Source organism: Paenibacillus sp. FSL K6-1230 (assembly GCF_038002385.1).
Taxonomy (GTDB): Bacteria; Bacillota; Bacilli; order Paenibacillales; family Paenibacillaceae; genus Paenibacillus; species Paenibacillus massiliensis.
This window is the reverse complement of record NZ_JBBOCK010000001.1, coordinates 5092482-5118722: the sequence shown is the minus strand read 5'-3', so window position 1 is coordinate 5118722 and position 26241 is coordinate 5092482. Positions and strand designations below refer to the sequence as shown.

Sequence of the window (26241 nt, the reverse complement as noted above, 5' to 3'; positions counted from 1 at the left end):
CTGAGAGTAATCATTTTAATAATACTGACATGTGAGAGTGAGGAAGGGGCGAGTAGATTGCTGCGTACGTTAGTTGGGGAGGAGCCCCGTAAGGACGAAGGAGTCCTGCTGGAAGCCATGAACAGCATGAACGAGACGTTGCAGCTGTTGCAGCGGCGGATACACAAGCATGGTGATCCTTCCCATGAGGACCGTAAGACGGATATTCTGACCCGAGGCCTGATATCTTCCCTGGATGAGTTGGAGCAGAGCACCTTCGTCGCTGGTTACTTTCGTTCAAAGGTGAAGGCGGGAGCAGGAGATCAGATGTCTGCAAGCGATCAGCCCGATTACTCAAGGTATGTCTATTTTTACAAAGATGGATTCATACGGGTATTCTCCATGCTCGATAAACTTGGTAATCTGTTAAATGATCTGTACGATCTCAATACAACCCGTGTAAAAGCACATTATTCCTACTACACGGTGCTTCGTCAGTTCAAATATCTGAAGGTACACGGTACACTTGCAGACCGTCTGTTTGATCTGAAGGATCAGTACAGGGCGCCGATGGACCGATTGCGCAAGCGTCGAAATATCGAGGTCCATCATATGAGTCCTGAAATGCAGGATGATCTGTGGCAAAGGCATAGAGCCTTGTTCGGTCCAATCCGACTGGAGGATGTGGATGCACACTTGGAGGATCTAAGGCAGGGTCTGGAGATGGTGTGTCGGAGTGTAACGGTTGCATTCGACTACACCAATGATTTCTTGAGGAGAGCGCAGAAGAACAAACTCCACTAAGCTTATCTTCAGTAGATGATAACAATGGATTGTTGCAGTCGATGATCGTAATGTTGTGTAGTGTAGTGCAGTGCAGTATAAAGCGATGCAAAAGTGACAGAAAGGCCATCGTTAAGGTGGTCTTTTTTTGATGTAAAAAATAAATCATATATTGAAGGAAATGGTAATAAAGTAGCGAATTACTTTCTTAGGCTTGTATCCATATCTTGAAGGAGGAGATAGCAATGCGTAGACGAAAGAGGCAAGGAAAGGTTGGTGTATTGATAATTGTAAGCGCTTTATTAGTGTCATTAGGAATATTCTCTCCACAGACATCGGCTGCCGGGCTCGAATATCGTTTTGATTTTGGAGCGGGGGCAGTAGAGCCTGGATACGTGGGGGTCAGGGCAGAGGATGGCTATACTGCTAGCAAAGGATACGGCTTCCAGACCCCCGAGCATATGCGTAATGTGACAGCCTCGGGTACAGGAGTCAAGTCGGACGCGGTGCAATTCAGACAATTCGGTATCAAGAGCAGCAATACCTTTAATGTGGATTTGCCAACAGGTCTTTATGAGGTGAAAGTTACACTTGGTAATACGAGCAGAGCCAGTGTGGCTGCGGAAGGGGTCTACCAGCTGATGAATCTGACTGGTAATGGAGCAGTCGATCGCTTCCAAATCCCGGTTACCGATGGGCAACTGAACCTGCTAGTTACGGAGGGAAAAGAGGGGACAGCTTTTACACTGAGTGCGCTCGAAATCGTGCAGCTATCAAGTCAGCCGGCGACGAGTCGTACAATCTACATTGGCGGTGATTCGACGGTGTGCAACTATTACCCGTTGGATAGCAGTGCACAGGGCGGCTGGGGACAATTACTGCCAGGATATGTAGATGGAGATGTGTTCCAGGTGCGTAATATGGCCACAGGTGGTCAGATTGCAAGGGGCTTCCGCGATGATGGACAGATGGAGAGTGTTCTACAATATATTAAGCCTGGTGACTACTTCATCCTGCAATTCGGCATTAATGATACGAATGCGAAGCATCAGGTCAGCGAGGCTCAATTCAAGGAAGCGATGCGGGATATGGTAATTCAGGCGAAGGCCAAAGGCGCCCATGTCATATTATCGACACCACAAGGCAGAGCCACAGATTTCAATGCGAATCAGGTACATTCATCCGTGAACAGATGGTACAGAGGGGCTACGCTAGCCTTGGCACAGGAGGAGAATGTAACGCTGGTTGATCTGAATGTGCTCAGCTCAGCCTACTTTACCTCCATTGGACCAGAGGCGACTCTGAATCTCTATATGCCAGGAGATACTCTGCATCCGAACCGTCAGGGAGCTGAGCAGCTGGCCAGACTTGTAGCCGAGGATCTGAGACGGCAGGGCCTGGAGGGCTGGTAAGCCCTAATCATGTGAGTTGTCGGGATCATCAAGCCGAGAACTATAATGAAGGAAGCATTGAGCTTCATTAAGCATATCCCCCAGGCTGTTAGCATTGCCAGGGGGATCATGCATGATAGCTATTGTATTTAACGGTTCCAATTAAGTTCTGAGCTTTATTGTATTAGACTCTGACGTCTAAAGTGGAGGATGTTGAAATTGGACTACCAGCATGAGTCAAATGGCTTGCTGAGGTCGAAGGCTGTATGCCTTCAGAAGACGATGCGTCAGTCTCCGATGTTGTCTTTGATGCTGTATTGGATCCATCCAATTGGTTCGCTTCTTTTTCAGAAGAAGGCTTGTTGGCTGACTCAGTCTGAGCTGGAGCAGGCTCATTTGCCTTCTGGGATAACTCCTCAATTTTCTCGTCAATCTTACTGATCTGAGAGCTTGCTTTCTGTATCATCTCACGTTTTTTCGCGAGCACCGTATTCTCTGCATTTTCCAGCATGATAGATTTCCCCGAGTCAGCACCTGGAGTAGGTTCTAGAACCATTCTGTCAAAGCGGTTTTCTCCTTCCATCGTTCGTACGGAAGTCTCCACATTCTTACGCATACCCACCAACTTGCCTAATTGATCATAGGTCTGACTTTTTTTCATCAACTGATGCATGGATGGATCTTGACCATCCTCTTTAACTTGGCTTGATTGAGTTTGTTGCTGAGCTTGTTCTGTTTTTTTGTTTTTTTCTTGGAATTCTTCCATCTTAATCTGTGCGATCTGGTTATCTAACTGCTGGATACTACTTGTCAGTGTTTTGACCCGATCAGCTTTGATGGTGGCTTCCAGTTCATCATTCGCCTTGACATCTTGAAGCTGTTCATTCAGCCTCATCTTTTGCTTTAGAAGTCCCTGAATTTCTCTTTCGTATCCCGAGCTAAAAGTAGACTGAGCAGGGCTGCTAGTCTTGGACATAGATGAGATAGAAATCATACATTCTCCCCCTATTTAGGTTAGTGAAGTGATATACTAATTTTTTCGGATGTTAGTTGAAGTTAATGAAGAGTTAGTAAATGAAAGTTAAGGGGAAATATACATCTTAATTTCTGATTAGTGCGGAAATGAGCATATCTGTTGACTGGACTATATTTCTTTTTAAAATTGACCTTTGACAAACGTGTGTAAACTATCTATACTGAAAGCTAGTTTCATATATTTTGATTATTTACAAGTAGTATTCATTCAGATAGTGAGATCTGATTATAATAACATAATTCTTATCGAGAGTGGTGGAGGGACTGGCCCTTTGAAGCCCGGCAACCGGTTATCCCCGTCGTATAGACGAGCGGGGTGAACGTCATGGTGCTAATTCCAACAATACATCTATGAATAGATTGTATTGGCAGATGAGACAAGTGGTGCAGTTCATGCAAGAGCCCTTATCCTTCTGTGATAAGGGCTCTTCTATTTATGCATATTTCGGGGCAGTTACGGCAGGAAAGGGTAAAGGTAAGAAAGGGGGGCACGTCCTTGATTGAAATTAAGCAATTAACGAAGTATTACGGTAAGGGAAGTCAACAAAATATCGCCTTGTCCAATCTGGACTTGACTATAGAAAAGGGTGAAATCTTCGGTGTCATCGGTCACTCCGGTGCAGGCAAGAGTACATTGATTCGATGTGTGAATCTTCTCGAACGCCCAAGCTCAGGAGAAGTATGGGTAGGGGGCGTGAATCTGACGGCGCTTCCGCGCAATCAGCTGCAATTGGCGAGACGTAAGATCAGCATGATCTTCCAGCATTTTAACCTGTTGTCCTCTGCGACGGTCTATGAAAATGTAGCCTTCCCCCTGCGACTGGTTCACACTCCTGCGGCTAAGCTGGATGCCAAAGTGAGAGAACTACTGGTGTTGGTAGGACTGGAGCAGCATAGCTCTAAATATCCAGCTCAGCTATCCGGGGGACAGAAGCAACGGGTAGGAATTGCACGAGCACTAGCAAGTGATCCAGACGTGCTCCTGTGTGACGAGGCAACCTCGGCACTTGACCCGCAGACGACGAATTCTATTCTGAAGCTCCTGCGAGATATTAATCAGCGCTTTAATCTAACTATTATGCTCATTACGCATGAGATGCACGTCATCCAGAGCATTTGCGATCGAGTAGGTGTTATCCATCAGGGTGGGATCGTTGAGCAAGGCCCTGTATCCGAGGTATTCTTGAAGCCGAAGCATCCGGTTACGAGAGATTTCATTCTGAGAGAAGCCGATGAGCAGCAAGAACTTAGCAAGATTCTCCAGGCGGCCCATCAGGATTCAGCCCAGATTGTGAAGATCTCGTTCCTTGGTAGCCAGACCTATAATCCGATCCTCTCTAAGGCTGTGCGTAATACGGGTGTGGACTTTGCGATCCTGCAGGGAACCATCTCTACCTTGAAGGATACGCCTTATGGCCAGCTTATCGTACGCTTTGAGGGTGCTGCTCCTGATATTAGCCGGACAATAGCCGAGCTCACTGCCCAGGGGCTGGATGTGGAGGTCATGCAATGATAGTGGATCTGGATTTTTCCCAGATAAATTGGGAAGAGGTTAGCAAGTCGACGATCGATACCCTGAGAATGTTGGGTGCCTCCGGGCTCTTCACCTTACTTCTGGGGCTTCCCCTGGGCGTAGTGCTATTTCTGACGAGCCGTTCGTCTAATGTCGTTTTGCAGATTGTCTATAATATATTATCCGTCATTGTAAATATTCTGCGCTCCGTGCCATTCATCATTCTGATTGTGGCTCTGATTCCGCTGACGCGTCTTATCGTTGGCACGTCTATTGGTGTCGAGGGTACGATTCCACCCCTCGTCATTGGAGCCGTGCCGTTCTTTGCCCGTTTGGTGGAGACGTCCTTGCGTGAGGTAGACCGAGGCGTCATTGAGGCGGCCCAATCAATGGGTGCCTCCACGACCCAGATTATTTTCCGAGTCCTGCTACGCGAGGCGCTTCCTGGTCTGGTGGCTGCGCTGACAATTACGATTGTTACGCTTGTATCTTACACCGCGATGTCGGGAATGATTGGTGGTGGCGGGCTGGGTGCACTAGCCATCAACTATGGATATTACAGGTATAATCTGCCAGTCATGATTGTGGCCGTTGCACTGATGGTTGTCATTGTACAGGTGCTGCAGATGGTCGGTGACCGTCTGGTTCGGCATTACACACGGAAATAAGGAAAACATATATATAGATCCTTATGTCACTATTTTTATTAATCACATTGGAGGGGTACACATGAAAAAATGGTCTCTATTGTTACTGAGCATTACCTTGATGGCGGTTCTCGCAGCTTGCGGCAACAATACCCAAGGTAATCAGGCGGCAGGCGAAGCTGAGCCGACACCAGGAGGCGCACCGCGTCAAGTCGAGCTGAAGGTAGGAGCAACAGCAGTTCCGCATGCGGAAATTCTGGAAGCTATTAAGCCAAGCCTGGAAGCACAAGGTGTTCGTCTGCAGGTAGTAACTTTCAATGATTATGTACAGCCAAACGTACAAGTATTCGATAAGCAATTGGATGCGAACTTCTTCCAACACAAGCCCTACCTGGATAGCGAGAACGAGACACGCGGCATGGACTTAGTGCCAGTCGTATCTGTACACGTTGAACCTATGGGTGCCTATTCCCAGAAACTTACATCCATCGACGAACTGAAGGATGGAGCAATTGTAGGTATTCCTAACGATGCAACGAATGGTGGACGTGCTCTGGTATTGCTGGCCAAGCAAGGGCTGATCACGCTCAAGGATAACACGGATGTCGGTTCCACTATTGCTGACATTACGGCTAACCCTAAGAATCTTGATATCAAAGAAGCCGATGCAGCCATTCTGCCGCGTCAATTGCCGGATCTCGACCTGGCCGTTATCAATACGAACTATGCATTGGAAGCTCAATTGAATCCTACACAGGATGCACTGTTCATCGAGGACAAAGAATCTCCTTATGCGAACTTACTTGTATCCCGTCCGGATAACAAGGATTCCGAGGGAATTCAAGCGCTGGCCAAAGCGCTGCAATCCGATGAAGTTAGAAAATTCATTGAAGACAAGTATCAAGGTGCTATCGTTCCAGCGTTCTAAGTTGGCATCATTGGTCCGAAATAACATCAGCTATTCGTTGTCAGAACAGCCAGCCTCCGCTTCGACGGATGCTGGCTTTTTTTGATTTGGCAGGTGCTCTTCTTGTGAGGAGGTGCCAAATCGAATATACTGTTGCTGTGACCGTTCTCTGTGCAGAGGAGGAAGGATGTTGAGACACAGAATAGCCCTTATAACTGGAAGCGCCAAAGGTCTTGGTCGAATGACGGCTCTTCAACTGGCGGATCTGGGCTGCGACATCGCACTGAATTATGTACACAGTCAGGCGGAAGCGGAGGAGCTTCAGCAGCAAATCAGAATGAAGGGCGTGCGGTGTATTACAGTACAGGCGGATATATCGAGGCCTGACCAGATTGAAGAACTCATTAGCCGGGTAGAGCAGGAGCTTGGCGGCGTGGATATCATGATTAATAATGCAGGACCATTTATTCGTGAACGCCGTTTATTTGCCGAGTATACTCACGCGGAGATTCAATCCCTAATACAGGGGAACCTCGTAGGAGCCATGCTGCTGGATCATTATGTGCTGCCTCACATGCGCAAGCAGCGGTGGGGAAGAATTATTCACTTTGGCTTCGGACATGCTGGAGAAGCGAGATCGTGGCCGCACAGAGCGGTATATGCGGCAGCCAAGGTAGGACTTGTATCCTTTACGAAGACACTGGCAGTGGAAGAGGCCCCATTTGGCATAACTGTAAATATGATCTGCCCCGGTGATATTCGGGGGGATAATAAGGAAAAGACGATCGCAGAGGTCAGCAGTCTGCCTGATCCAGAGACACCCAGAGGAAGACCCGGCAGCGGGGAGGATGTAGCCCGTGTCATCGCTTATTTGTGCGGGGATGATTCGGATTTTATTACTGGGAACATTATGGACATCTCAGGGGGGCTGGACCCCATCCGACCTTCCATCGGTAAATCTTCAGTGAAGCCGGAGCAAGCTAAAATAGTGGATTGATGACTAAGGGCAATACGGTTCCATCTTCGTATGAGAGCCGAGAGCAACAAAACCAATAGCCCAGGTGGATACATGAACATGCGCAAAAAAAAGAGTCTTGGCTTCAGCTGAAGCCAGGACTCTCTGTCATAAAATATGCAAGGGCATATCTTAGAATACTTGTACCACTTCTTGAACGCCTTCCACTTCTTCGAGAAGGGCACGTTCAATACCTGCTTTCAACGTGATCGTTGAACTCGGGCAGCTGCCGCATGCACCCATCAGCTTCAGCTTCACGATGCCGTCTTCAACATCGACCAGTTCCACGTCACCGCCGTCGCGCTGCAAGAAAGGACGCAATTTGTCCAACACTTCCAGTACTTCATCATACAAGGTGATGCTTTGCGTGTTATCGCTCATTTAGAATTCAACTCCTTTCCTGATACCTATTATTATAGTACAATTCAGGTTAAATTAAAATGGCCTTACGAAAAGCAGGTGAAATGAATTGAGACCAATTATCGAATTTTGCAGCAGTAATATGCATCTGGGTACAGAGGAGGTCATGTCACGTCTGGAAGAGAATCCAGACTATGATGTGATCGAATATGGATGCCTGACCAATTGCGGGCAATGTTATATGGAGCCTTATGCTATGGTCAATGGCGAGATCGTGGCAGCAGATTCGGCTGATGCGCTGTATGAGGCGGTTATTGCCAAGATCAAGGAAGCTGAAGCATGGCTGGAGATTGATTTGGATTAAAAATAAGGGTTCCCGCGCTTGAGCACATCCAAGCGGGGAACCCTTTACTGTGTTAACGAATGTTGTACAGCTGACCTGATTGTCTCCTAGATGCTATCCGAAATGACGCTTGGATTTCCATAAGACACCGCTCTTGAGCAGACGCGGAATACGTCCGCGGAGAGAAGCCGCTCCCATGAAGCCATAGCCGAAGCCGGCCTTTTTGCCAAGGGAGCCCAGAGTACCGCGCAATCTAATCGGATGTGGATGCGGAGTGTCTCCCTTCCATAGCGCTCTCACAATATGGGAAATACGCTCACCCTGAGCTTCAGCTGCCTGGGCACTTGGAGAGAATGGGAGGCTCGCACAATCCCCAACCACGTATACCTCCGGGTACTGTGGAATCTGATATAGCTCATTCAGCAATATACGCCCTTGCGCGTCCTTGGCCACTTGCAGGTCTTGAACGGCTTTGACAGGCTGAATCCCTGCTGTCCACACTACGGCATCGGTCAGCATTTCCGTATCCCGATTGTAGATGGCAGATGTTTCTACGCGGGATACGGCTACATGGGACATGGTATCCACCTGATGCTCTTTGAACCAGGCATGGACATACGTTGACAATCGCTGTGGAAAGGCTGTTAAGACGCGCTCTCCACGGTCCAGGATTGCAATATTAAGATCTGGGCGACTCTCGCGAAGCTCAGCAGCCAATTCGACGCCACTTAATCCTCCACCAACAATATGCACCTGACCGTATGGCTTGATTTCGTTCAGGCGTAGGTAAGTCTGGCGAGTACTGTTGAAGGATTGGATTGTAGAGGCATATTCCTTGGCACCGGGTGTGTTATGGAACCGATCTGTACAGCCTAGCCCAATCACAAGCTGGTCATACTCCAGAGGATCACCGATCATGAAGTGCACGGTCTTGTTCTCCAGGTCAATCGAGGTAACCTCACCGTAGCGGCGAGTAAGCTCGGCATGTGCCGGAAAGGAGACTCTGAGCTCCAGATCAGAGACAGTCCCCGCAGCCAGTGCATAATACTCGGTCTTCAGACCCTGAAAGGGCATGCGATCGACGAGGATGATCTCGATGTCTTTGGGAACGTGCTTATCCAGCAATTCTTTGGCAATGGTGAGGCCGCCGTAGCCGCCCCCCAGAATGACGAATTTCTTCATATCAGGTCAGCCCTTTCTGTGTTGTGCTGTTACTAGGCTTTATCCTTTAGCTCATGTTGGCTCGTGCCTGTTATGGCTTGTGAGTCGATTCATTGCATTCTGTTTATTCTTGCTGTATGTTAGGTCAGATTACCTGTGCCAAGCTTCATGATCTCTCCAGTGAACAAAGCCTGTTTAACCTGTTAGAAGGTATCTGCTTCAGGCTTATTCGTACACTTCGATCTCGTTGTAGAAGGTATCCCGTTCAACGGGAATGCGTCCTGCGCCCTTCACTAGCCAGATCAGCTCTTTGCGAGTCAAGCCTTCAGGAGTCAGTGCACCAGCAGCGTGACTGATCTTCTCACGAACGATCGTGCCATGCACGTCGGATGCGCCGAAGGATAGAGCCACTTGTGTCAGCTGAGGTCCAATGTTAATGAAGTAAGCCTTGATATGATCGATGTTATCCAGCATCAGACGGCTGATGGCAATTGTCTTAAGATCTTCGTAAGCCGAGTTGCGGCGCATAATGCTGGCATTCTTGCTCTTAGGCTGCATGGACAGCGGTATGAACACCATGAACCCGTTCGTCTCATCTTGTAGCTGGCGAACCTGCAGCATGTGGTTGATGCGATCTTCATAGGATTCTACTGAGCCATACAGCATCGTCGTATGCGTGCGCATACCCATGTTATGGGCTGTACGGTGTACTTCAAGATAGCGGTCCACATTTGCTTTGTCGACACGCATTTTTTGGCGATACTCATCGCTGAGGATTTCGGCACCACCGCCAGTCAGGGAACGCAGTCCAGCACCTCGCAGCTCATGCAGCACCTCGGAGATGCTGAGTCCACTGATACGTGTGAAGAAGTCAATCTCCGCAGCCGTGTAGGCCTTGAGAGTGACATTCGGATATTTCTCGTGCAGAGCCTTCAGGGAGTCTACATAGTATTGAAAAGGAACATGCGGATTATGTCCACCTACAATGTGGAATTCCCGAACGCCAGGATGGATATGCTGCTCTACATATTCAATCATTTCAGAGCCAGAGAGGGTGTAGGCACCATCATCGCCCTGATCCTTCCGGAAATTACAAAAGGCACAGCGTGCCTCGCATACATTCGTGAAGTATAGACTCATATTCTCAATGAAGTATACTTTCTTGCCGTTCTTGCGCAGGTTAGCTTCATTCGCAAGCTGCCCAAGCGTCAGCAGATCATCCGTTTCATATAAATAAATGCCGTCCTCTAGAGACAGGCGCTGACCCTGCTGTACCTTCTCTACGATCTCCGCCATGCGTTTATCTGTAAAAGGTGTTGTTAATGTGGACATACCAATTTCCTCCTTCAAGTTGCTGGGTGATGCGTGAAGGAATAGCTGGCTTCACGATGCACACAGGATGCCCGCTTTCGTCGGTTAGTCCCGGCTTCACGGTCTCACACAATAAGTGAAAAATGTTACAATGATAAATGTGTCGATTGAGCGACTTCTTGTTGACAAAATTCCGACAGTTCATCTACTGCGTCGTTTCTATTATAAACCTGACGTTGCAGGTGTTCAATACAATTGCTGTGAAAAAGGGTATTCGCGCGGCAGCTTGCGTTGTGAATGATGACTTGAGGACCTTCTGTATGTGGAGTATACTGAAATGAACTGAAGAAATAAAGGAGGAAATAGCATGATTACCATTTCGGAATCTGCGGCAGATCGGCTGAAGGAGATGCTGTCTCAGCAGGAGACGCCTAATATGTTCTTGCGTCTTGGCGTGACTCCAGGCGGCTGCACGGGATTTTCTTATGCGATGGGCTTTGACGATCAAGAATCTGATCAGGATATATATATGAATGTACAGGATATGAAGGTTGTTGTAGAGAAGGAGAACCTACGTTACCTGGACGGCCTTGAGATTGACTTCGAGGAATCTGGTATGACGGGTGGATTCACCATCCACAATCCGAATGCTGTTGCCACTTGCGGCTGCGGCTCTAGCTTCCGTACTCGTGAAGAAGCCGGTGTCCCTGACAAGGAATGCTAATGTTCTTGTAGATTAACAATAACCTTGAATGAGGGACTTTAATAATCCCTGAAATTCGTTGCAGGGTTGTGAATCACGCGGCCTTTATGGCGTATTAGTCTCGTGCTAATTACGTTATGGAGGTCTTTTTGCTTTGTTTTTATAGTGTCTTTTTTATTTATTTAATGACAAATTAGGAAATAGCCAATAACAAATCGGAACATCACCATGAAATCCTTCGTCTATATTAAAGGATGTAGAAAGCGAACAATTCCAGTATTGCTTCTGATACTTTTTGTCGCTGTAATTTCTTGCTCGCTATTATTATATCAAAATCAACAAAATATAAGTAAAACAACTCAAATGAAATTGGAAAGCATGCAGGCAGTGCATTGTATAATATTTCGAATGGCTATCAAATCATGGGTTCTTCTGACCCCCAAGATCTGACTTCAGAAAAAGTCACGGCAATATCTAACCAGTTGTCTAGAATAGCAGTCTATTCTGCCGTGATGGATCAGGCAACTGGAGCAGTCCTTCTGGGACCGATCGCTGAGAAATTAACAGCTTTATTGAAAGACATCTCATCTGATACTACGTACACCAATGCCGATCTAGAAAAGTACAGGGCCCTTCTTCAGTTTGCGAATGAACTTCATCCCCTGCTTACTGATTATTATGTCCCAATGATCGCTTGTGTACATGAGATCATCCACGCGGGCTTTCAGCGAATGATCACTGATTGTCAGAATATCTTTGTTCAGGTAAGCTATCAAATTTCAAAGCAGCTTATGGTATAATCAAATCATCTATTCGACAAAACTCTCCAATTTAGAACAGGTGAACCCCTTCCTGCCGCTTTTTTTGCTGGTGGTCTTTTTTATTTAAATCTAGTGAAAAGGGCAGTGCTCTTCTCTGGAATGACTTACTAGTCAGATCTTGAGTATCTCTGTTAGGGAAGATTCGGCCAGGCTGTCACTTCGGTAAGAGGAACTTGTCGTAAGCAGCAGATCCGAGAAGGGGAAATAATCTTGAGAAAATACATAGATCTCTTGCTGGCTAACATACGTACTCAAATGGATGACTGGTTCGATCTCTCTCAAGCTATCGAGCATGAAGAAGTGCGTCGATTCCTTCATTCGGTCAAGGGCACCGCAGGCACATTGCAGATGTCAGCTCTATCTGAGCTGTCCAGCTCGTTGCTGGAGCGACTAGAGCCCATCTCCGATTATGTATGGACGCCTCACGAGCTACGTACCTTCCTAATGCCTATCATTAAGACTAGCTACACCACTGGACATAGCCAGGAGCTTGAGATGAAGCATCCGATGCCTACAAGAGCAGAGATCCCCACCGAGCAGCCGCTCGTCCTCATTTTGGATGATGACGCTGCTCTGCTTCAATTTTTGAAGGAAGAGTTGGAGTCGAGGGGGTTTTTTGTCATCGCTACGGTCAATCCCAATCAAGCGATTCACTACTTCCATGATTTATGGCCAGACTGTCTGATTCTGGACCTGATTATTCCCGAAAAAAACGGATTCGAGGTTATTGCTACCCTGAAGGATCGGATCAGCAAGGGCTTCATTCCGACAACGATCATCAGCACAGATACCAGAAAAGAGAGCCGACTTAGGGCGTTTGAGATGGGAGCAGATGATTTTCTCAATAAACCGCTAGATATGGATGAACTGCTGGCGCGCTTGAATCGGCAAATGCGGAAGAAGAAGCAAATCGACAGCCTGTTATTTATGGACGAGCTAACAGGAGTTATGAACAGGAAATACCTGGATGAAGCTTATATGCGGTTATGCCGTGAACGCAATCGTCTGAATTCCAACTTCTCTTTAGCGGTCATTGATCTGGACTATTTCAAAAAGGTGAATGATCAGCATGGACATCTTGTTGGCGACAAGGTGCTGCTTGGATTCACCTCGTACATGAAGGAGAATATTCGCACGGCAGATATTTTGATACGGTTTGGTGGTGAGGAATTCGTACTATTATTGCCGCAGACCAGTGCTGACGAAGCCAAGCAGGTTCTTGAACGACTGCTCAGTGAATTCTCGACTCTGGAGCTGGGGGCGCCTGATGCAGGTCTGCGGATGACGTTCTCGGCTGGCGTAGTGGAAGTGCTGGATGCTGATCCACAGCAGTGTCGCGAGTGGCTGAGCATCGCTGATCTGGCATTGTACGAAGCCAAGGAGCGTGGTCGCAATAGGGTGGAGGTTGGCTATACGGGTATGGTCAAGGAGACCTACTCCCGTAAATTGAACATCGCGATTATTGATGACGATGCCATCATTCGCGCGCTGCTGCTGGAATCCCTGCAGGAGTCGATGGGTGGGATCATGCCGGTAGAGGTGAGGGCTTATCGCGATGGCGAAATGTTTTTTGCGGACCCCTGGCATGCTCAATCGTCCCCGTTCCTGGTCGTTCTGGATGGTGTTATGCCGAAAATGGATGGTCTGGAGGTGCTGGAGCGTATTCGAATGCTGCCGAGGTCCAGTATGTATTCTGTCATTATGCTTACGGGTCGCAAAGAGGAGAACGATATTGTACGTGCCTTGCAGCTTGGTGCAGATGATTATCTGACTAAGCCATTTCATATCGGTGAGCTAGAGGCCCGGATGAAGCGGCTGCTTGCTCGCATGAATCTGGCCATCAAAAGTTAAACATAAGTCTGAGGGGGAACAAATGTTGAAAAGGTTATTGCTTGCAGAGGATGAACCTGTGCTGCGTATGCTAGTGGCGGATACGCTTGAAGATGAAGGATACGAGCTGGATGTCGCGTGTGATGGAGAGGAAGCTTTGGAGCGGATTACTTCGACAAGCTACGATCTGGTCATTCTGGATTATATGATGCCTAAATTAACAGGGCTGGATGTCATTACACAGGTTCGAGCTATGCCAGACAGACAGCATACTCGAATTCTGATGCTATCAGCCAAGAACCAGCATCGGGAGCAGGACCGGGTAAGGATGGCGGGAGCCAATGATTTCATGTCCAAGCCCTTCAGTCCACTGGAATTGGTTCGCAAGGTGGAGGAAATGCTTGTATGAGCAAGTGGGTCATTCCATTCCGCAGAAATTTAATGATGCGCTTCATGGGTATGATGCTGACTGTTCTGGTGCTATTTTTTATCGGTGCAGGGGCTCTGTACTTGAACGAGCAGCGGGAGCAAGAAGAATTTCGGAAGATGGATGAGGTGCTGGTAGCCAAGCAGGAGATTCTGGATGAGCTGTCGCATCATTTTACTGGTGTTTTTTTCCGTGCTCGCGGGTACTTTATGCTTCAGAATGAAGAAGAGTATAAGAAGATGTTTGAAGAAAAGGCTGCAGTGGAACGAAATATAGCTGATTATAAGAAATACCAGGCTAGCGCAAGGGAAATTCAGGTGATGGATAATCTGGATTCGCTATTGAAGGATTTCTTTACCCGGGCTTTGCCTATGGCTACGGAGCTATCTCAGAACGGGGATTATAGGGAGTTGCGCAATTTATCCCAGCAAGGCGCCACGATGCAAATGAATCATCTTCTTGAGGAGCTAAGCTCATTAAATGCTGAATATCGTACTCGTGGACAAGAAAAACAGACAAAGGTCATCGATCGTCTCCAAGCTCAAAATGTTCAATACATCGTATATGTGCTCTTCATAATGTTCTTGTTGTTCCTGATGATGATCAAGACCGCTCGGGATTTGGGCATGCCTATGATTCGGCTGGCGGGCAGTGCCAAAGCCTTTACGCTTGGTGGTGTGGATAAGGTCAACTACACAGATCGCCCAGATGAGATTGGCGTGCTGGCCCGCTCTTTGCAATCCATGATGATCCAGATTCAAGCGAAGGAAGAGGAGCTTGTTGCCCAGAATGAGGAGCTGCAGGCACAGCAGGATGAGCTTCAGATGCAGCAGGAGGAGCTTACCGAGGCCCTCGTCAAAATGGAGGAAAAGGAGCATAGCCTTCAAAAGCATAATCAATTCATACGCTCCATCTCGACAACACTCGACCGACAAGAGCTGCTTCAGAGCATTATTACACATATGGCAGCCATCATGAAAGCTGATAAGGGCGTATTGCTGCTCCCGGGTGCACAGACAGATTATGCCTCATTTGGTCTGTCTGAGCACTCGATTATCCAGTTTGTAACAAATTATAGAGAGGGCATCTTGCCACGACTGGAAGAGACCAAGGTGCCTTATAGCATTCATCGTCAAGCAAGCGACGCAGAGAAAGGATACCATCTGGGGCAACTGTCAGCGAGCGATATTTTTGTGCCCGTTCTCCATTCAAATGGTGAAATTATTGCGATATTGGCATTGACACGCTTTTCACGAGAATTTACCTCCAAAGAGGAGGAGGAGACGAAGTCCTTTGCCCAGCAAATTTCACTCTCGTTGGAGAAATTGGCTATCTATGAGGATGCCGAGAGTCATCGGAAGCTGACTCAGGATATTCTGGATACAATTGATGTTGGGGTCCAGCTTCTGGACCGGCATGGAACGACCATTCAAGTGAATTCAAGCTGGAAGCGAATGATGATGCTCGAACACGATGATAATCCCGAGGTTCATTTGACATTGGAGGACATGGAGACCAAGCTGTCCCCTCTGTTAGCGGATGCTACTCCTCTTCGCCAGTACCTAACAGATCTTATGGATGGTCGCTCTGCTGAGCAGCAACGGATCATATATGAAATGGCTATGCCGGATCGGAGCATGATCGAGATGTACAGCAAGCCGCTATTCACGGGAAGTAATCATGCAGGGACGCTGCTGGTACACCGTGATATTACGAAGGAGTACGAGGCGGATGAAATGAAATCCGAATTCGTCAGCACCGTCAGCCATGAGTTGAGGACCCCGCTGGCTAGTGTGCTCGGCTTTGCTGAGCTCCTGCTGCACAAGGAGCTGACCGCAGAGCGTCAGAAGAAATATATCCGAACCATTCATCAGGAGGCTCACCGACTGACGTCGTTAATCAATGATTTTCTGGATCTGCAGCGGATGGAATCAGGCAGACAGACCTACCATTTCAGTCGGGTCAGTCTGGCGGAATTGATTGAAGAGACGATAGACATGCAGAGGGTGCAGGCAACCAAGCATACCTTCGTATTCGATAACGCTGCTGGAGATGTAACGGTGAAGGCTGATTCGGATAAAATCAAACAGGTGCTCATGAATGTAGTCGGAAATGCGGTCAAGTATTCACCTTCTGGTGGCAAGGTGGGTATTACTTTAGGTATCGAGGACTCTTATCTGCGAGTAGATATTTCAGATGAAGGGCTTGGCATACCAGCAGAAGCTATTCCGCAGCTGTTCCAAAAATTTTATCGTGTAGACAATACAGATCGCCGTCAGATTGGCGGAACTGGACTCGGCCTCGCCATTGTAAAAGAGATTATGCAGCATCACGGTGGCGACGTACAAGTAACATCCACTTATGGCCAAGGCAGTACCTTCTCGCTGCTGCTCCCTTTTGTGAATGAGGGCTATAGGGAATCAGAGCTGCAGACTGGCCAAGCATCCAGAACCATCTTTATTGTCGAGGATGATGCGAGTCTGTCCAACCTGCTGGCTGAGGAGCTGACCGGAAGCGGCTACCAGGCAGTACAATTCACGAGTGGGGAAAAAGCATTTGAGGCTATGCTGGAACAGCCTCCTACTGCGGTAGTGCTGGATCTTGTCCTTACTCATGGTATGAGTGGCTGGACAGTGATTGAGAAGATGAAGCAAACGGATGCGCTCAAGCATGTGCCGATTCTAATCTCTAGCGCATTTGAGGAAAAAGAGCGTGCCCTGGATATTGGAGCCCGGGGGTATCTTGTGAAGCCCTACTTACCCCACAAGCTGTCTATGGCGCTTCTGCAGATCATTAATGATCATCAGCATGCCAGAGGCTCGATCTTTGTTCCGGGTCCCATTCCCAATAACGAATAACCTGGACACCGGACATGGCACGTTAGCTTGTCATTCGGGGCTTTCAGGAGTGTTGACTGACAGACATCCACACAGGAGGAGCAAAAATTGAACATTGTGATTTCTCAGCAAATTAAGGCTACAGGTGTGAATGAGTATACGAAGGTCTCACGCACGTTTGAATCAGAAGCCATTCCTCATATCGGACATAAAATTATGGATGCCGCCTTTGGTGATATGCTGTATTACGAAGTAGAAGACGTCATGCTTGATTACTCCGTTGCTGAATGCTGGGTTGTGCTTCCAGCGGTTACGATCCATACTAGTGATGTGGAGGATTTACGTGACGCTGCTCGTGAGTACGAGTCCCATGGCTGGGTCTGCACCAAGCGTGTGTAGCCAATTTAGCATCAGAAATGTAATAATTGTCTAAATATTTTCCCGCATGATTGAAAATTATGAAAATTTTACAGGATGCGTGGAAACAGTTGATTACAACCAGTAGATATAAATAAGAAAGAAGGATATACTGTAGTATAGATAACATATGCCAGCATTCTGCAATATTCGATCCCAGTCGCCTGACTGACTGTGTCCGAACAACCTTTCACAGCGCCATAGAGAATGTCACGCAGGATCTGATGAAAAGGGGGCATTACATTGAAAGTGAAATTGCATTTTACGAACAAAGGGAAATCAGCGGTTGAGAAATTCACTAACGATGAATTGCTTGAAATTTTCGCAAGATACAGCAATACGCTGACGAAAAAGTATGATGTCTCGGTAGTGGTGCCCGAGGAGGACAATCCCAACATTGTTGAGGAAGGAGCCATTCAGCTGCAGCTGGAGCAGGTTCAATGTGATCCTGACGTCTTCCTGAAAGAGCTGGGAAGAGATATCAAGGTTCCGCTGGTGAAGCGACTAGGTGCAAAGCTGGATCAAGTCTTCAAGCCGGAGTTTATTGAGCAGTAGTAAAGTACTGAAGCACTCCGCACAAGCTCTAAGAACGTAAGGAATAGCCCTGCTGACGGTGATCGCCAGCAGGGCTATTTCTGTGTGCTCTTGCACTGTTCTGTGCGCATTTTGCACTATGTAGTATCACAGATTTTAGCAAGGTAATCATGCTTCGTCATTCATCTGCTATACTCTGATCAGTTCACTCGCTGCTCACCAGGAATGGCTAGCTCCATCGTAGTCGTCTCCCCGACCTTGGCCATTCCACTCGCAGTGGCATAGCCATATTCAAGGCCTCCTCCAGGCAAGGCACGGAAGTATACCATCCGTCCAGACATCTCCGGGCGTTCTGCGCCAATGTAGGAGCTAGTCAAGCTGTATGGAATTGAAGCAAAGGGAGCGGCTCCAGACTGTCCGGCACGTACTTGGGCTGTACCTTTTTTGTACTTCACCCCATTGATAACCTGATAATAGCTCATGACATCATTTTGTATCGAAATGAATCGGTCAGATCGTCCTTCTTGAAAAAATACCAGCGAGCGATTATCAGTAGGTGCCTTCTCCAGCTCAATGAGCATATCAACCAATGGCAGGGACAGCGCGGTTGCTCGGGCAGTGGCCAGCGAAGGCAAGGCCAGATTAGCAAGCTCCTGCTCTGTAGCTGAGGCGACGTAGACCACCTGATTCGATGAGCTGTAGCCAACAGAGGCTCCTGAGGATTCTGCGATAAAGCGTAGTGGTACCATCACGTAGTTGTTGCGCAGCATCACAGGCTGACTAAGCGTCACCTGCTTGCCGTTCAGTGTAGCTGATGTTGCACCAAGCCGGAGCGTAATGCTTCCCTTTGATGTTGTTAACGATGCGGTCTTACTGCTGTTATCCCAACTCACCTCATGTCCGAGGGAGCGAACAACGTTCAGGGGAACCAGAGTTGTACCTTCATAAATGATTACGGATGCTCCGGAGGGGAGCTCTACAATCTTGTTGTTCACTGATACCTGTAATGCACCAGTGTGGATCGGGGATGGTCCTGTGACCTGCAGCGCGGATGCTGCATGAGATACCGAAACGAACAGTGCCCCGGATAATGCGGCCGCCAGAACCAGTGATACCCATTTCTTCATCAATTCTCATCCCTCCTCTGGATGGTCGAACCAGTCGTGTATTGTGGTGACTTCTCAGACTTTCTTACTACATACCCGAATGGTGAGGCTTATGAATCAGAACTAGCTTACAAGCTACGCAGCTTGGCCAGATCGAAGGCGGGTACAAGTCCTTCCGCAGAAGCTCGTCCAAGCAATGCTTCAATAGCAGCGTAGCCGTCTTCTCCAAGCTCCGCCGTGAACTCGTTCACGTATAGAGCAATATGGGATTCTGCTACGTCTGGAGACATCTCCTGTGCATGGGAGAGAATATATTCACGCGAGGCTTCCGGGTGCTTCCAGGCGTAATCTACAGATTGACGAATCCATTGTGAAATCTGAGCGAGTGGAAGCGTTCGACGAGCTATAATGGCTCCAAGCGGGATGGGCAATCCTGTATCCTCCTCCCACCAGTTTCCGAGGTCTACCAGCATATGCAGTCCATAATTGGTGTAGGTGAATCTGGCTTCATGAATAACCAGTCCAGCATCAATACTGCCTTCCTGAACGGCGGGCATAATTTGATCGAAAGGCATCACAATGATCTCTCCCACGCCCCCTGGAACATACTTGGCCGCCCAGAGCCGGAAGAGCAGATAGGCTGTGGAGCGTTCGCTGGGAACAGCCACTCGCTTGCCAGACAATTCTTCTGGTGAGATGGCTCCCGTACGTGTGAGTACAAGGGGACCACAGCCACGTCCCAATGCGCCGCCACAAGGCAGCAGAGCGTATTCATCCAGCACCCAGGGCAGGGCAGCATAGGAAATCTTCATGACCTCCAGTCCATCTGGTGTAACTGCAAGGTTGTTGGTAATATCAATATCGGCGTATGTAACTTCCAACGGCGGTGCGTCTGGCAGTAGGCCATGAGCCCAGGCGTGGAAGACAAAGGTATCATTTGGACAAGGTGAAAAAGCAATCTGCATTACATGACCTCCATTAATGTGCGGAATGTGAGCTCCAGCGAGTGAAGTGCCTCCTGAATTCGCCATGCTTCGCGGTTACGCGGTCCCACGGCGTTGGAAATGCTGCGTATTTCATAACAGGGTAGCCCAAAGGTGCGGGCGGCTATGCCGACCCCATATCCCTCCATAGCCTCGGCAGCGGCGCCTGGCACTCGCTTGCGCAGCTCGCACGCCTGCTTCTCACTACCTGTGGCTGTGTTGACGGTGAGTATGGGGCCCCTGCAAGCGGGAATGGTAGCAGCCTGGAGTAAGTCCACCCATTGCTGAGCAATGGCAGGGTCTACCTCCAGCCTGCTGCTTCCGAAGCCTAGCTCCTCCACACTACTGAACCCATCCGGTGTCTCAGCCCCTAGGTCGGCAGCAATGATCTCGGTTGCTACCACGATGGATTCGATCGTTGCGACCTCACTGAACCCCCCCCCGATTCCAGCACTGATCACCATTGCATAGGAATCCTTCGCAAGTAGGGCAGCAGTGAGTGCTGCGGCTGAGGCAGGACCTACCCCAGCGAGCGACACGACAAAGCGAGGGTCATCTCCGACACCTCTAAGCACAGCGGCACGCTCAGCCTCCACTGCGGTCATAATCAACACACGGCCTGCTGTGTCAGACCTCGTATGTATTCTGGCTTCTGTCATTTGTATCTTCCCTTCCGTGTTAACCAATACAAGCATTCTACACCTTTTCAGAAGCAGGTTCAAAAAAATCATGTAATGAAATGACAAAAAGCGCCATAATTGGCGCCGGGATTATACATATCATATAATGGCTAACTCATCGAGAGATAATGGCTAATTCATCGAGAGATAATGGCTAACTGATCGAGAGCTTAGATGGGCTTGTCTTGCATGACAGCCTGGAACATCGTGGAGCTTCGCTCGTAATGACTCGTTGTATGATCAGGATTGGCGATGCGAATGACTTGATCCGAGAACATCTCGATGCAGCCACGGCCAATCTCGCAATATACGCCTGTAGCATCCTCCTGCCAGACCGAGACGGGTGTCTGTGAGAGGGCTGCAGTGAAGAAGTCGATATTCTTTTGCAGTATGAACGTTTTCCTTTTGGAATCCATTTTGATTTATCCTCCTGAATTTATGCAGACTTACATCGAGCACTGTGCCTGAAATTAGGTATAATAAAGGTAATATTTCTGTTGTGTCTTTCAGCATGCCATCACGTATCCAAGCCTCCTGATCAGTTGACCGAAGAAATGGTACTTTACATGGATGGAAGGTATGCCGACGGACGTAATGACTTTACCTTATCGTACAGCAGATGTAAAGATTAAATCTTATTTTACATGGATTTTACATTCCCATAACATTCGGCAGATGCTTGACCAGTTCAGCGGGTAGTACAATAGTAATGTACAGAGTTTCAACATTATTAGACACTTTTTGATTGTACACAGGAGGCCCTATGCTTAATGAATCGATGATCCTTAATGAACGTCAGCTTATAGACAAATCCGGCTCCTCTCGGTACTTTAACCGTGATCTGAGCTGGATTGAATTTAATCGCCGGGTGCTTCAGGAGGCACAGGATGAGGAGACCCCACTGCTCGAACGAGCCAAGTTCCTTGCGATCGTTTCCAGCAATCTGGATGAATTTATGGGTGTTCGCGTCGCTGAGACGCTAGAAAAGATTAAAGCAGGCTTCATGCAAAAGGATTTTACCGGTTATGCCCCACAAGGCCTATATAAACGACTGATGAAGAGAGCCAGCTCCATGGTCTCTGACCAATACAAGACCTACCGTGAGGTATCACGTCAGTTGGTCAAAAAAGGGCTGCGTTTTCTGGAATATGAGGATCTGAGCCCGACCCAACGCAAGGCACTGGATGCTTACTATCATGATATTGTATTTCCGGTCCTGACGCCGATGGCTGTCGATCAGAGCCGTCCTTTCCCGCTCGTTCATAATAAATATGTGTATCTGGCGGTAGTTCTGAAACGTAACGTTGTCATGCCCAAGGGCAAGCTCAAAAAATCCGAGCCCAAAGAGGCTGCTACGGATGATAATCTCTATTTTGCCATTGTCCAGGTACCCTCCAATATACCGCGACTAGTGCCGATTCCTGGGCGGGCGAATAGCAAACGCAAGTCATTCATTTTCCTTGAGGAGCTCATTAAGAATCATATCCATACGTTATTCGGGGGTTACACGCCAGAGGCAGTTCATGGGTTCAGGGTTACACGGAATGCTGATCTGTTCATTAATGAAGAGGAAGCTGAGGATTTGTTGGAGGAGATCGAGAAGGAGCTTCGTCGCCGTCGTCGCGGGGCGCCTGTACGTCTGGAGGTGGAGCAAGGAATCCACCCCTATGCGCTTGAGGAGCTTCAGTATGCCTTCCAGCTGAATGATCATGTCTTTGAGATTGATGGTCCGCTGGATTTGAGTTTCTTGTCCTCGTTTGCTGAAGGATTGGAAGGTCATTCCCACCTGCGCTTCCCACCTATCAAGCCTGTCTATCCTCAAGAGCTTGAGCTCAGGGAAGAGTTCTTCGAGATTCTGCGGAACCGGGATGTGCTGTTGTACCATCCATATGAATCCTTCGATGCTGTGACGGATTTTGTCATTGAAGCCTCGGAGGACCCGAATGTCATGGCGATCAAGATGACCTTATATCGGGTAAATGGGGAATCCAAGCTTATTCCGGCCTTGGCACATGCCGCTGAGTCCGGCAAGCAGGTGACTGTAGTGGTCGAGCTGAAGGCGAGATTCGATGAGGAACGTAACATTGCCTGGGCCCGCAAGCTGGAGAAGGCTGGCTGTCATGTTGTCTATGGACTGGTTGGACTCAAGACCCATGCGAAGATTATCCTCGTCGTACGACATGAGCAGAACGCCCTCAAGCGATATGTGCATGTCGGTACAGGCAATTACAACGCGAGCACGGCTCGTCTGTATACAGATATTGGACTATTCACCTCAGAGGAATCTGTCGGGGAGGATGCGTCTACACTGTTCAATGAGATCACGGGCTTCTCAACCCCGAATGAGCTTAAGGCCTTTACGGTAGCTCCGACAGGCATGAAGGACCGACTATTCGAGCTGATTCGTCGTGAGGCACGTCATGCGGCAGCTGGCAAATCCGCCTACATCCAGGCGAAGGTCAATTCCTTATCTAATCAGGAAATGATTGATGAGCTGTATGCAGCTTCTCAGGCTGGAGTGAAGATTGAGCTGATTGTACGCGGAGTATGCTGCCTGCGTCCAGGTATTCCGGGGCTTAGCGAGAATATTCGCGTCATTAGCATCGTAGATCGATTCCTGGAGCACTCACGACTGTTCTTCTTCGAGAATGGGGGAGAGCAGGAGGTGTATCTTTCTAGCGCGGACTGGATGACTCGCAACCTGACCAGACGGATCGAGCTCATGTGTCCAGTTAACGATAATACATTGAAGCAATCGGTCATTCGAATATTGCAGCTGCAGCTAAAAGACAATGTCAAAGCGAGGGAACTGCTGCCGAATGGAAGCTACGCTTATGTACCTCATAGCGAGCCATCCATTCGCAGCCAGTTTGAATCCATGAATATTAAGAGTTGGAAACGGACTGTACGGACCAAGTAATTTGCAGGTTCCATACCTTCTGCACATCTTTGGCCTTATTCTCCAGCTCGTTGAGCTCAAGTACGGGGGTGCCTTTACAGAATAGTGCTAAATGCAGCGTCTGTTCTTGCAGGGAGGCCTCCATCTGCTGAATCGTTCCACTCTCACTGCAATCGAGGGCAATAGCAAGCTGTAGGAGAGAGCCGGTCTGATGGACCCATGCTGTATCTGTATGCCGCACGATGTCACGATGGTTATCAAGCAGCTGCTCTGTGCGCAGCTTCGGATGATAATCCGCAAGTGCTGCGGCTAGCACCGTCTCCCGATGTGATAGACCACCAAGTCCACCGCGCATGATATGGTAGGTGCTATGCTGACTGTACTGGTAATAGTTCAGTGTAGCGCCGCTCTTGTACAGCATGGCTGCTGTACGAAGAATACGTTCATCTGATGGAAGGTTATCGACCTGTAGTAGTCTGCATAGTTGCCGAGTATGGCTGAGTACCCGCTCCAGATGCTCTTTTCTAGCCGGACTGCTGGAAGCCAGCGCATTCTGAATGCTTGCATCGAGTGGATCTGCTACAAGTGGCTGCCGTGCATTTCTCATCTGATGAAACAGACCATCTCGTAGTCCAGCTCCGCTGATCATAAAGGCTGTTCCCTTGGCAGCGGAGAAGATGGTGTACAAGATAATAAGTCCCGATACAATGATGTCGGCTCTGTCCTTGGACAGGCCGGCTATTTTTTTGCGCTGACTGTAGCTCATCTTTGGTAGTCTGTGGTACATCTCATTAATCTCTTCGACGCTCATCTCATAATGATGCAGGATTGGCAGGGAATAGTTCCGTTGCTTCTGACTGATCTTGGCCAACGTTCGTGCCGTACCTCCCAGGCCAACGAAGGGGAGTCCTAGATTCTCGGTAATCCAGGGATGGTCGGCTAACGCTGAACGGACAACGGCCTGAAGTGCTTCAATACGCGTATCGTCCCAGCTATCCTGTTCGCTATTTGTCCCGAAGCGGCTGTTCATATTCACAGCTCCAAAAGGAAAAGACACCGTCTGCAGACGCTCACGTCTACTGAACAAGGTAATTTCCGTACTGCCTCCCCCAATGTCAATGAGGATTCCATCCAGCACATTCATCGTATTGGCTACACCAAGAAAACCCATGGTTCCTTCTTCCTCGCCAGACAGAACCTCCAGCTCCAGACCCGTCTCCTCAGCAATCCAAGAGATGATCTCCTCTGTGTTCGCGGCATTGCGGATCGCTGCGGTAGCTGTAGCACGGATTCGCGTAGCATTGAATACCTCGCACACCTGCCGGAATTGCCGAAGAATGGGTGCTATCACGGCAATCGCTTCCCGCTCCATTCTACCTTCCGGCCCAATCTTGGCACTGAGGCGTGCCGATTCCTTGCATTCCTGTATTACACGGTATTCACCGTTTGTAGTGAATTCATATATCACCAGTCTGATAGAGTTGGACCCGATGTCCATAATGCCTACAGTCTCATACATTAGAGCTAATCTCCTTAGTCAGTGGTATTCTCCCAATCCAAATATATAGAGATATTGTATCAATGATGAGAGTGACACGCTACCCACTCATGAATTCCACGGTAAAACAGGCCCTCGCCTCGGACAAACATCCAAGAGGTGAAGCTACCATTTGAGTACAGTGTTAATATATCCGTCCGAGAAAGGAGACATTAATGTGCCAAGACAATTAGCTAGCAAACTGCTAAAAACGGAAGCGCTGCTGCGAAGTGCCGAGGTAGCAGCCCATATACCGGAGACCAGCGAATACTCTGCTACTAATCTTCGATTCATGTTGGACCGCTATCAGATGGTGTTCATCAAGCCTGTAAGAGGCGGAGGCGGGAGTGGTGTTATTCGGGTACTTCGTACAGCTGAAGGGTATGCCTTTAACCGAATGGAACGAACGCACAGATTCAGAGATTTCGAGAAGATGATAACGAAGCTTGAGGCCGTCAAGCTGAAACGTCCTTACTTGATTCAGCAAGGCATTCGACTGGCGACGATCGGAAGTAGACCTGTGGACTACCGATTGAAGATGGTCAAGAATGGTGACCTCTGGGAGCTACGGGCCCTGGTTGGCCGGGTAGCTAAGCCAGGCCTCGTCGTAACCAACCTTTGCAAGGGAGGAACGATGCTACAGGGACGCGATGCATTGAAGCGTTCGCTAGGTGCGAAGGCTGTATCTCCCAAACGTAAGGAAATGAGAGCCTTGACTGCATTATGTATTTCCATTCTGGAAGAGCAGTTCCCTGGTATTGGTGAGCTTGGCTTCGACTACGGTATTGACCGTGACAAGCGCATCTGGCTACTTGAGGTTAACACTAGGCCACAATAAATCACCTTTCGTGGTGTGTCTCCCAACCTACTAGTAGTGTGCAAATTTATTTTTTGGAAGCTTTATATAGAGTAGGAGCCTGTGCATAAATATTATCCACATTATCCACTGCAATGTATAAGGGATCGAGACACTTACCAACAAATTACACACAGGATTTCCACAGGTGGTTGTGGATATCAGG

Annotated in this window: 26 protein-coding genes and 1 riboswitch; of the genes, 17 read left to right on the top strand and 9 right to left on the bottom strand. The window is 48.4% G+C overall.

Translation table 11 applies throughout. The features are described 5' to 3' along the window. Positions 1–57 precede the first annotated feature (57 nt). Together MKX74_RS22605 and MKX74_RS22600 are read left to right on the top strand one after the other, a co-directional pair. On the top strand, positions 58–783 hold the full coding sequence (locus MKX74_RS22605; protein WP_341179912.1) for a Cthe_2314 family HEPN domain-containing protein: 726 nt from the start codon (positions 58–60) through the stop codon (positions 781–783). Positions 784–1007: 224 nt separating this feature from the next. Next, positions 1008–2174 carry a GDSL-type esterase/lipase family protein gene (locus MKX74_RS22600; RefSeq protein ID WP_133570199.1) on the top strand — a complete coding sequence of 389 codons (1167 nt, stop codon included), beginning with the start codon at positions 1008–1010 and terminating at the stop codon, positions 2172–2174. A gap of 163 nt (positions 2175–2337) precedes the next feature. On the opposite strand, the gene MKX74_RS22595 is transcribed toward MKX74_RS22600, so the two are convergent. Then, the gene (locus MKX74_RS22595) at positions 2338–3147 is read right to left on the bottom strand and encodes a FlxA-like family protein (protein WP_341179911.1); all 810 of its coding nucleotides are present in this window, start codon (positions 3145–3147) and stop codon (positions 2338–2340) included. A 281-nt stretch (positions 3148–3428) separates the two neighbouring features. Then, a riboswitch (SAM riboswitch) is annotated at positions 3429–3567 on the top strand. Between MKX74_RS22595 and MKX74_RS22590 the strand changes: the two genes are divergently transcribed. The 5 genes from MKX74_RS22590 to MKX74_RS22570 all read left to right on the top strand — a co-directional run bounded on the left by MKX74_RS22590 (position 3540) and on the right by MKX74_RS22570 (position 7252). Then, positions 3540–3692: a hypothetical protein gene (locus MKX74_RS22590; protein WP_341179910.1), complete on the top strand. Its 153-nt coding sequence runs from the start codon at positions 3540–3542 to the stop codon at positions 3690–3692. It overlaps the preceding riboswitch by 28 nt. Next, entirely contained in the window at positions 3685–4701 is a 1017-nt protein-coding gene (locus MKX74_RS22585; protein ID WP_341179909.1) for a methionine ABC transporter ATP-binding protein, read from the top strand. The genes MKX74_RS22590 and MKX74_RS22585 overlap by 8 nt, the downstream gene beginning before the upstream one ends. Next, on the top strand, positions 4701–5369 hold the full coding sequence (locus MKX74_RS22580; protein ID WP_025680200.1) for a methionine ABC transporter permease: 669 nt from the start codon (positions 4701–4703) through the stop codon (positions 5367–5369). Before MKX74_RS22585 ends, MKX74_RS22580 begins: the two co-directional genes overlap by 1 nt. Positions 5370–5430: 61 nt before the next feature. Further along, positions 5431–6276: a MetQ/NlpA family ABC transporter substrate-binding protein gene (locus MKX74_RS22575; RefSeq protein ID WP_133570197.1), complete on the top strand. Its 846-nt coding sequence runs from the start codon at positions 5431–5433 to the stop codon at positions 6274–6276. A 169-nt stretch (positions 6277–6445) separates the two neighbouring features. Beyond that, positions 6446–7252 carry an SDR family oxidoreductase gene (locus MKX74_RS22570; RefSeq protein WP_341180641.1) on the top strand — a complete coding sequence of 269 codons (807 nt, stop codon included), beginning with the start codon at positions 6446–6448 and terminating at the stop codon, positions 7250–7252. A gap of 150 nt (positions 7253–7402) precedes the next feature. Here MKX74_RS22570 and MKX74_RS22565 read toward each other — a convergent pair whose 3' ends face one another. Next, positions 7403–7651, bottom strand: a complete 249-nt coding sequence (locus MKX74_RS22565; RefSeq protein WP_018885605.1) for a NifU family protein — start codon at positions 7649–7651, stop codon at positions 7403–7405. A gap of 88 nt (positions 7652–7739) precedes the next feature. On the opposite strand from MKX74_RS22565, the gene MKX74_RS22560 reads away from it, so the two are divergent. Further along, a complete protein-coding gene (locus MKX74_RS22560) occupies positions 7740–7994 on the top strand; it encodes a DUF1450 domain-containing protein (RefSeq protein ID WP_133570195.1) in 255 nt (84 codons plus the stop codon). Positions 7995–8087: 93 nt separating this feature from the next. On the opposite strand, the gene MKX74_RS22555 is transcribed toward MKX74_RS22560, so the two are convergent. Beyond that, positions 8088–9155: an NAD(P)/FAD-dependent oxidoreductase gene (locus MKX74_RS22555; protein ID WP_341179908.1), complete on the bottom strand. Its 1068-nt coding sequence runs from the start codon at positions 9153–9155 to the stop codon at positions 8088–8090. Positions 9156–9359: 204 nt separating this feature from the next. Next, positions 9360–10466 carry an aminofutalosine synthase MqnE gene (gene mqnE / locus MKX74_RS22550; RefSeq protein ID WP_025680197.1) on the bottom strand — a complete coding sequence of 369 codons (1107 nt, stop codon included), beginning with the start codon at positions 10464–10466 and terminating at the stop codon, positions 9360–9362. A gap of 346 nt (positions 10467–10812) precedes the next feature. On the opposite strand from mqnE, the gene MKX74_RS22545 reads away from it, so the two are divergent. The 7 genes from MKX74_RS22545 to MKX74_RS22515 all read left to right on the top strand — a co-directional run bounded on the left by MKX74_RS22545 (position 10813) and on the right by MKX74_RS22515 (position 18035). Then, the gene (locus MKX74_RS22545; RefSeq protein WP_018885601.1) at positions 10813–11169 is read left to right on the top strand and encodes a HesB/IscA family protein; all 357 of its coding nucleotides are present in this window, start codon (positions 10813–10815) and stop codon (positions 11167–11169) included. 371 nt (positions 11170–11540) lie between these two features. Beyond that, on the top strand, positions 11541–11948 hold the full coding sequence (locus MKX74_RS22540; RefSeq protein ID WP_341179907.1) for a hypothetical protein: 408 nt from the start codon (positions 11541–11543) through the stop codon (positions 11946–11948). 231 nt (positions 11949–12179) lie between these two features. Continuing rightward, on the top strand, positions 12180–13820 hold the full coding sequence (locus MKX74_RS22535) for a GGDEF domain-containing response regulator (protein ID WP_341179906.1): 1641 nt from the start codon (positions 12180–12182) through the stop codon (positions 13818–13820). Between the two features lie 25 nt (positions 13821–13845). Continuing rightward, complete coding sequence (locus MKX74_RS22530; RefSeq protein WP_025680194.1) at positions 13846–14208, top strand: response regulator transcription factor; 363 nt, start codon at positions 13846–13848, stop codon at positions 14206–14208. Beyond that, entirely contained in the window at positions 14205–17084 is a 2880-nt protein-coding gene (locus MKX74_RS22525) for an ATP-binding protein (RefSeq protein ID WP_341179905.1), read from the top strand. Before MKX74_RS22530 ends, MKX74_RS22525 begins: the two co-directional genes overlap by 4 nt. Positions 17085–17180: 96 nt before the next feature. After that, positions 17181–17462, top strand: a complete 282-nt coding sequence (locus tag MKX74_RS22520; RefSeq protein ID WP_341180640.1) for a hypothetical protein — start codon at positions 17181–17183, stop codon at positions 17460–17462. Between the two features lie 261 nt (positions 17463–17723). Then, complete coding sequence (locus MKX74_RS22515; protein ID WP_018885595.1) at positions 17724–18035, top strand: hypothetical protein; 312 nt, start codon at positions 17724–17726, stop codon at positions 18033–18035. 179 nt (positions 18036–18214) lie between these two features. Here MKX74_RS22515 and MKX74_RS22510 read toward each other — a convergent pair whose 3' ends face one another. The 4 genes from MKX74_RS22510 to MKX74_RS22495 all read right to left on the bottom strand — a co-directional run bounded on the left by MKX74_RS22510 (position 18215) and on the right by MKX74_RS22495 (position 21199). Continuing rightward, positions 18215–19141, bottom strand: coding sequence for a copper amine oxidase N-terminal domain-containing protein (locus MKX74_RS22510; RefSeq protein WP_341179904.1), 927 nt, complete (start codon positions 19139–19141; stop codon positions 18215–18217). Positions 19142–19248: 107 nt separating this feature from the next. Beyond that, complete coding sequence (locus MKX74_RS22505; protein ID WP_341179903.1) at positions 19249–20085, bottom strand: 1,4-dihydroxy-6-naphthoate synthase; 837 nt, start codon at positions 20083–20085, stop codon at positions 19249–19251. Then, positions 20085–20762 carry a futalosine hydrolase gene (locus MKX74_RS22500; RefSeq protein ID WP_341179902.1) on the bottom strand — a complete coding sequence of 226 codons (678 nt, stop codon included), beginning with the start codon at positions 20760–20762 and terminating at the stop codon, positions 20085–20087. Before MKX74_RS22500 ends, MKX74_RS22505 begins: the two co-directional genes overlap by 1 nt. Positions 20763–20953: 191 nt before the next feature. Further along, on the bottom strand, positions 20954–21199 hold the full coding sequence (locus MKX74_RS22495) for a hypothetical protein (RefSeq protein WP_341179901.1): 246 nt from the start codon (positions 21197–21199) through the stop codon (positions 20954–20956). Between the two features lie 365 nt (positions 21200–21564). On the opposite strand from MKX74_RS22495, the gene ppk1 reads away from it, so the two are divergent. After that, complete coding sequence (gene ppk1 / locus MKX74_RS22490; RefSeq protein ID WP_445667329.1) at positions 21565–23703, top strand: polyphosphate kinase 1; 2139 nt, start codon at positions 21565–21567, stop codon at positions 23701–23703. Here ppk1 and MKX74_RS22485 read toward each other — a convergent pair. Then, a complete protein-coding gene (locus MKX74_RS22485; protein ID WP_341179899.1) occupies positions 23669–25201 on the bottom strand; it encodes a Ppx/GppA family phosphatase in 1533 nt (510 codons plus the stop codon). The genes ppk1 and MKX74_RS22485 overlap by 35 nt on opposite strands. Before the next feature lie 196 nt (positions 25202–25397). Here MKX74_RS22485 and MKX74_RS22480 point away from each other — a divergent pair, with 196 nt between their 5' ends. Next, the gene (locus MKX74_RS22480) at positions 25398–26057 is read left to right on the top strand and encodes a YheC/YheD family protein (RefSeq protein WP_018885588.1); all 660 of its coding nucleotides are present in this window, start codon (positions 25398–25400) and stop codon (positions 26055–26057) included. Positions 26058–26241 lie beyond the last annotated feature (184 nt).

Coding starts and splice junctions, on each gene's coding strand:
- MKX74_RS22600 (WP_133570199.1), top strand. CDS start 1,008: ATGCGTAGACGAAAGAGGCAAGGAAAGGTTGGTGTATTGATAATTGTA.
- MKX74_RS22595 (WP_341179911.1), bottom strand. CDS start 3,147: ATGATTTCTATCTCATCTATGTCCAAGACTAGCAGCCCTGCTCAGTCT.
- MKX74_RS22590 (WP_341179910.1), top strand. CDS start 3,540: ATGAATAGATTGTATTGGCAGATGAGACAAGTGGTGCAGTTCATGCAA.
- MKX74_RS22575 (WP_133570197.1), top strand. CDS start 5,431: ATGAAAAAATGGTCTCTATTGTTACTGAGCATTACCTTGATGGCGGTT.
- MKX74_RS22565 (WP_018885605.1), bottom strand. CDS start 7,651: ATGAGCGATAACACGCAAAGCATCACCTTGTATGATGAAGTACTGGAA.
- MKX74_RS22555 (WP_341179908.1), bottom strand. CDS start 9,155: ATGAAGAAATTCGTCATTCTGGGGGGCGGCTACGGCGGCCTCACCATT.
- mqnE (WP_025680197.1), bottom strand. CDS start 10,466: ATGTCCACATTAACAACACCTTTTACAGATAAACGCATGGCGGAGATC.
- MKX74_RS22545 (WP_018885601.1), top strand. CDS start 10,813: ATGATTACCATTTCGGAATCTGCGGCAGATCGGCTGAAGGAGATGCTG.
- MKX74_RS22525 (WP_341179905.1), top strand. CDS start 14,205: ATGAGCAAGTGGGTCATTCCATTCCGCAGAAATTTAATGATGCGCTTC.
- MKX74_RS22510 (WP_341179904.1), bottom strand. CDS start 19,141: ATGAAGAAATGGGTATCACTGGTTCTGGCGGCCGCATTATCCGGGGCA.
- MKX74_RS22505 (WP_341179903.1), bottom strand. CDS start 20,085: ATGCAGATTGCTTTTTCACCTTGTCCAAATGATACCTTTGTCTTCCAC.
- MKX74_RS22500 (WP_341179902.1), bottom strand. CDS start 20,762: ATGACAGAAGCCAGAATACATACGAGGTCTGACACAGCAGGCCGTGTG.
- MKX74_RS22495 (WP_341179901.1), bottom strand. CDS start 21,199: ATGGATTCCAAAAGGAAAACGTTCATACTGCAAAAGAATATCGACTTC.
- MKX74_RS22485 (WP_341179899.1), bottom strand. CDS start 25,201: ATGTATGAGACTGTAGGCATTATGGACATCGGGTCCAACTCTATCAGA.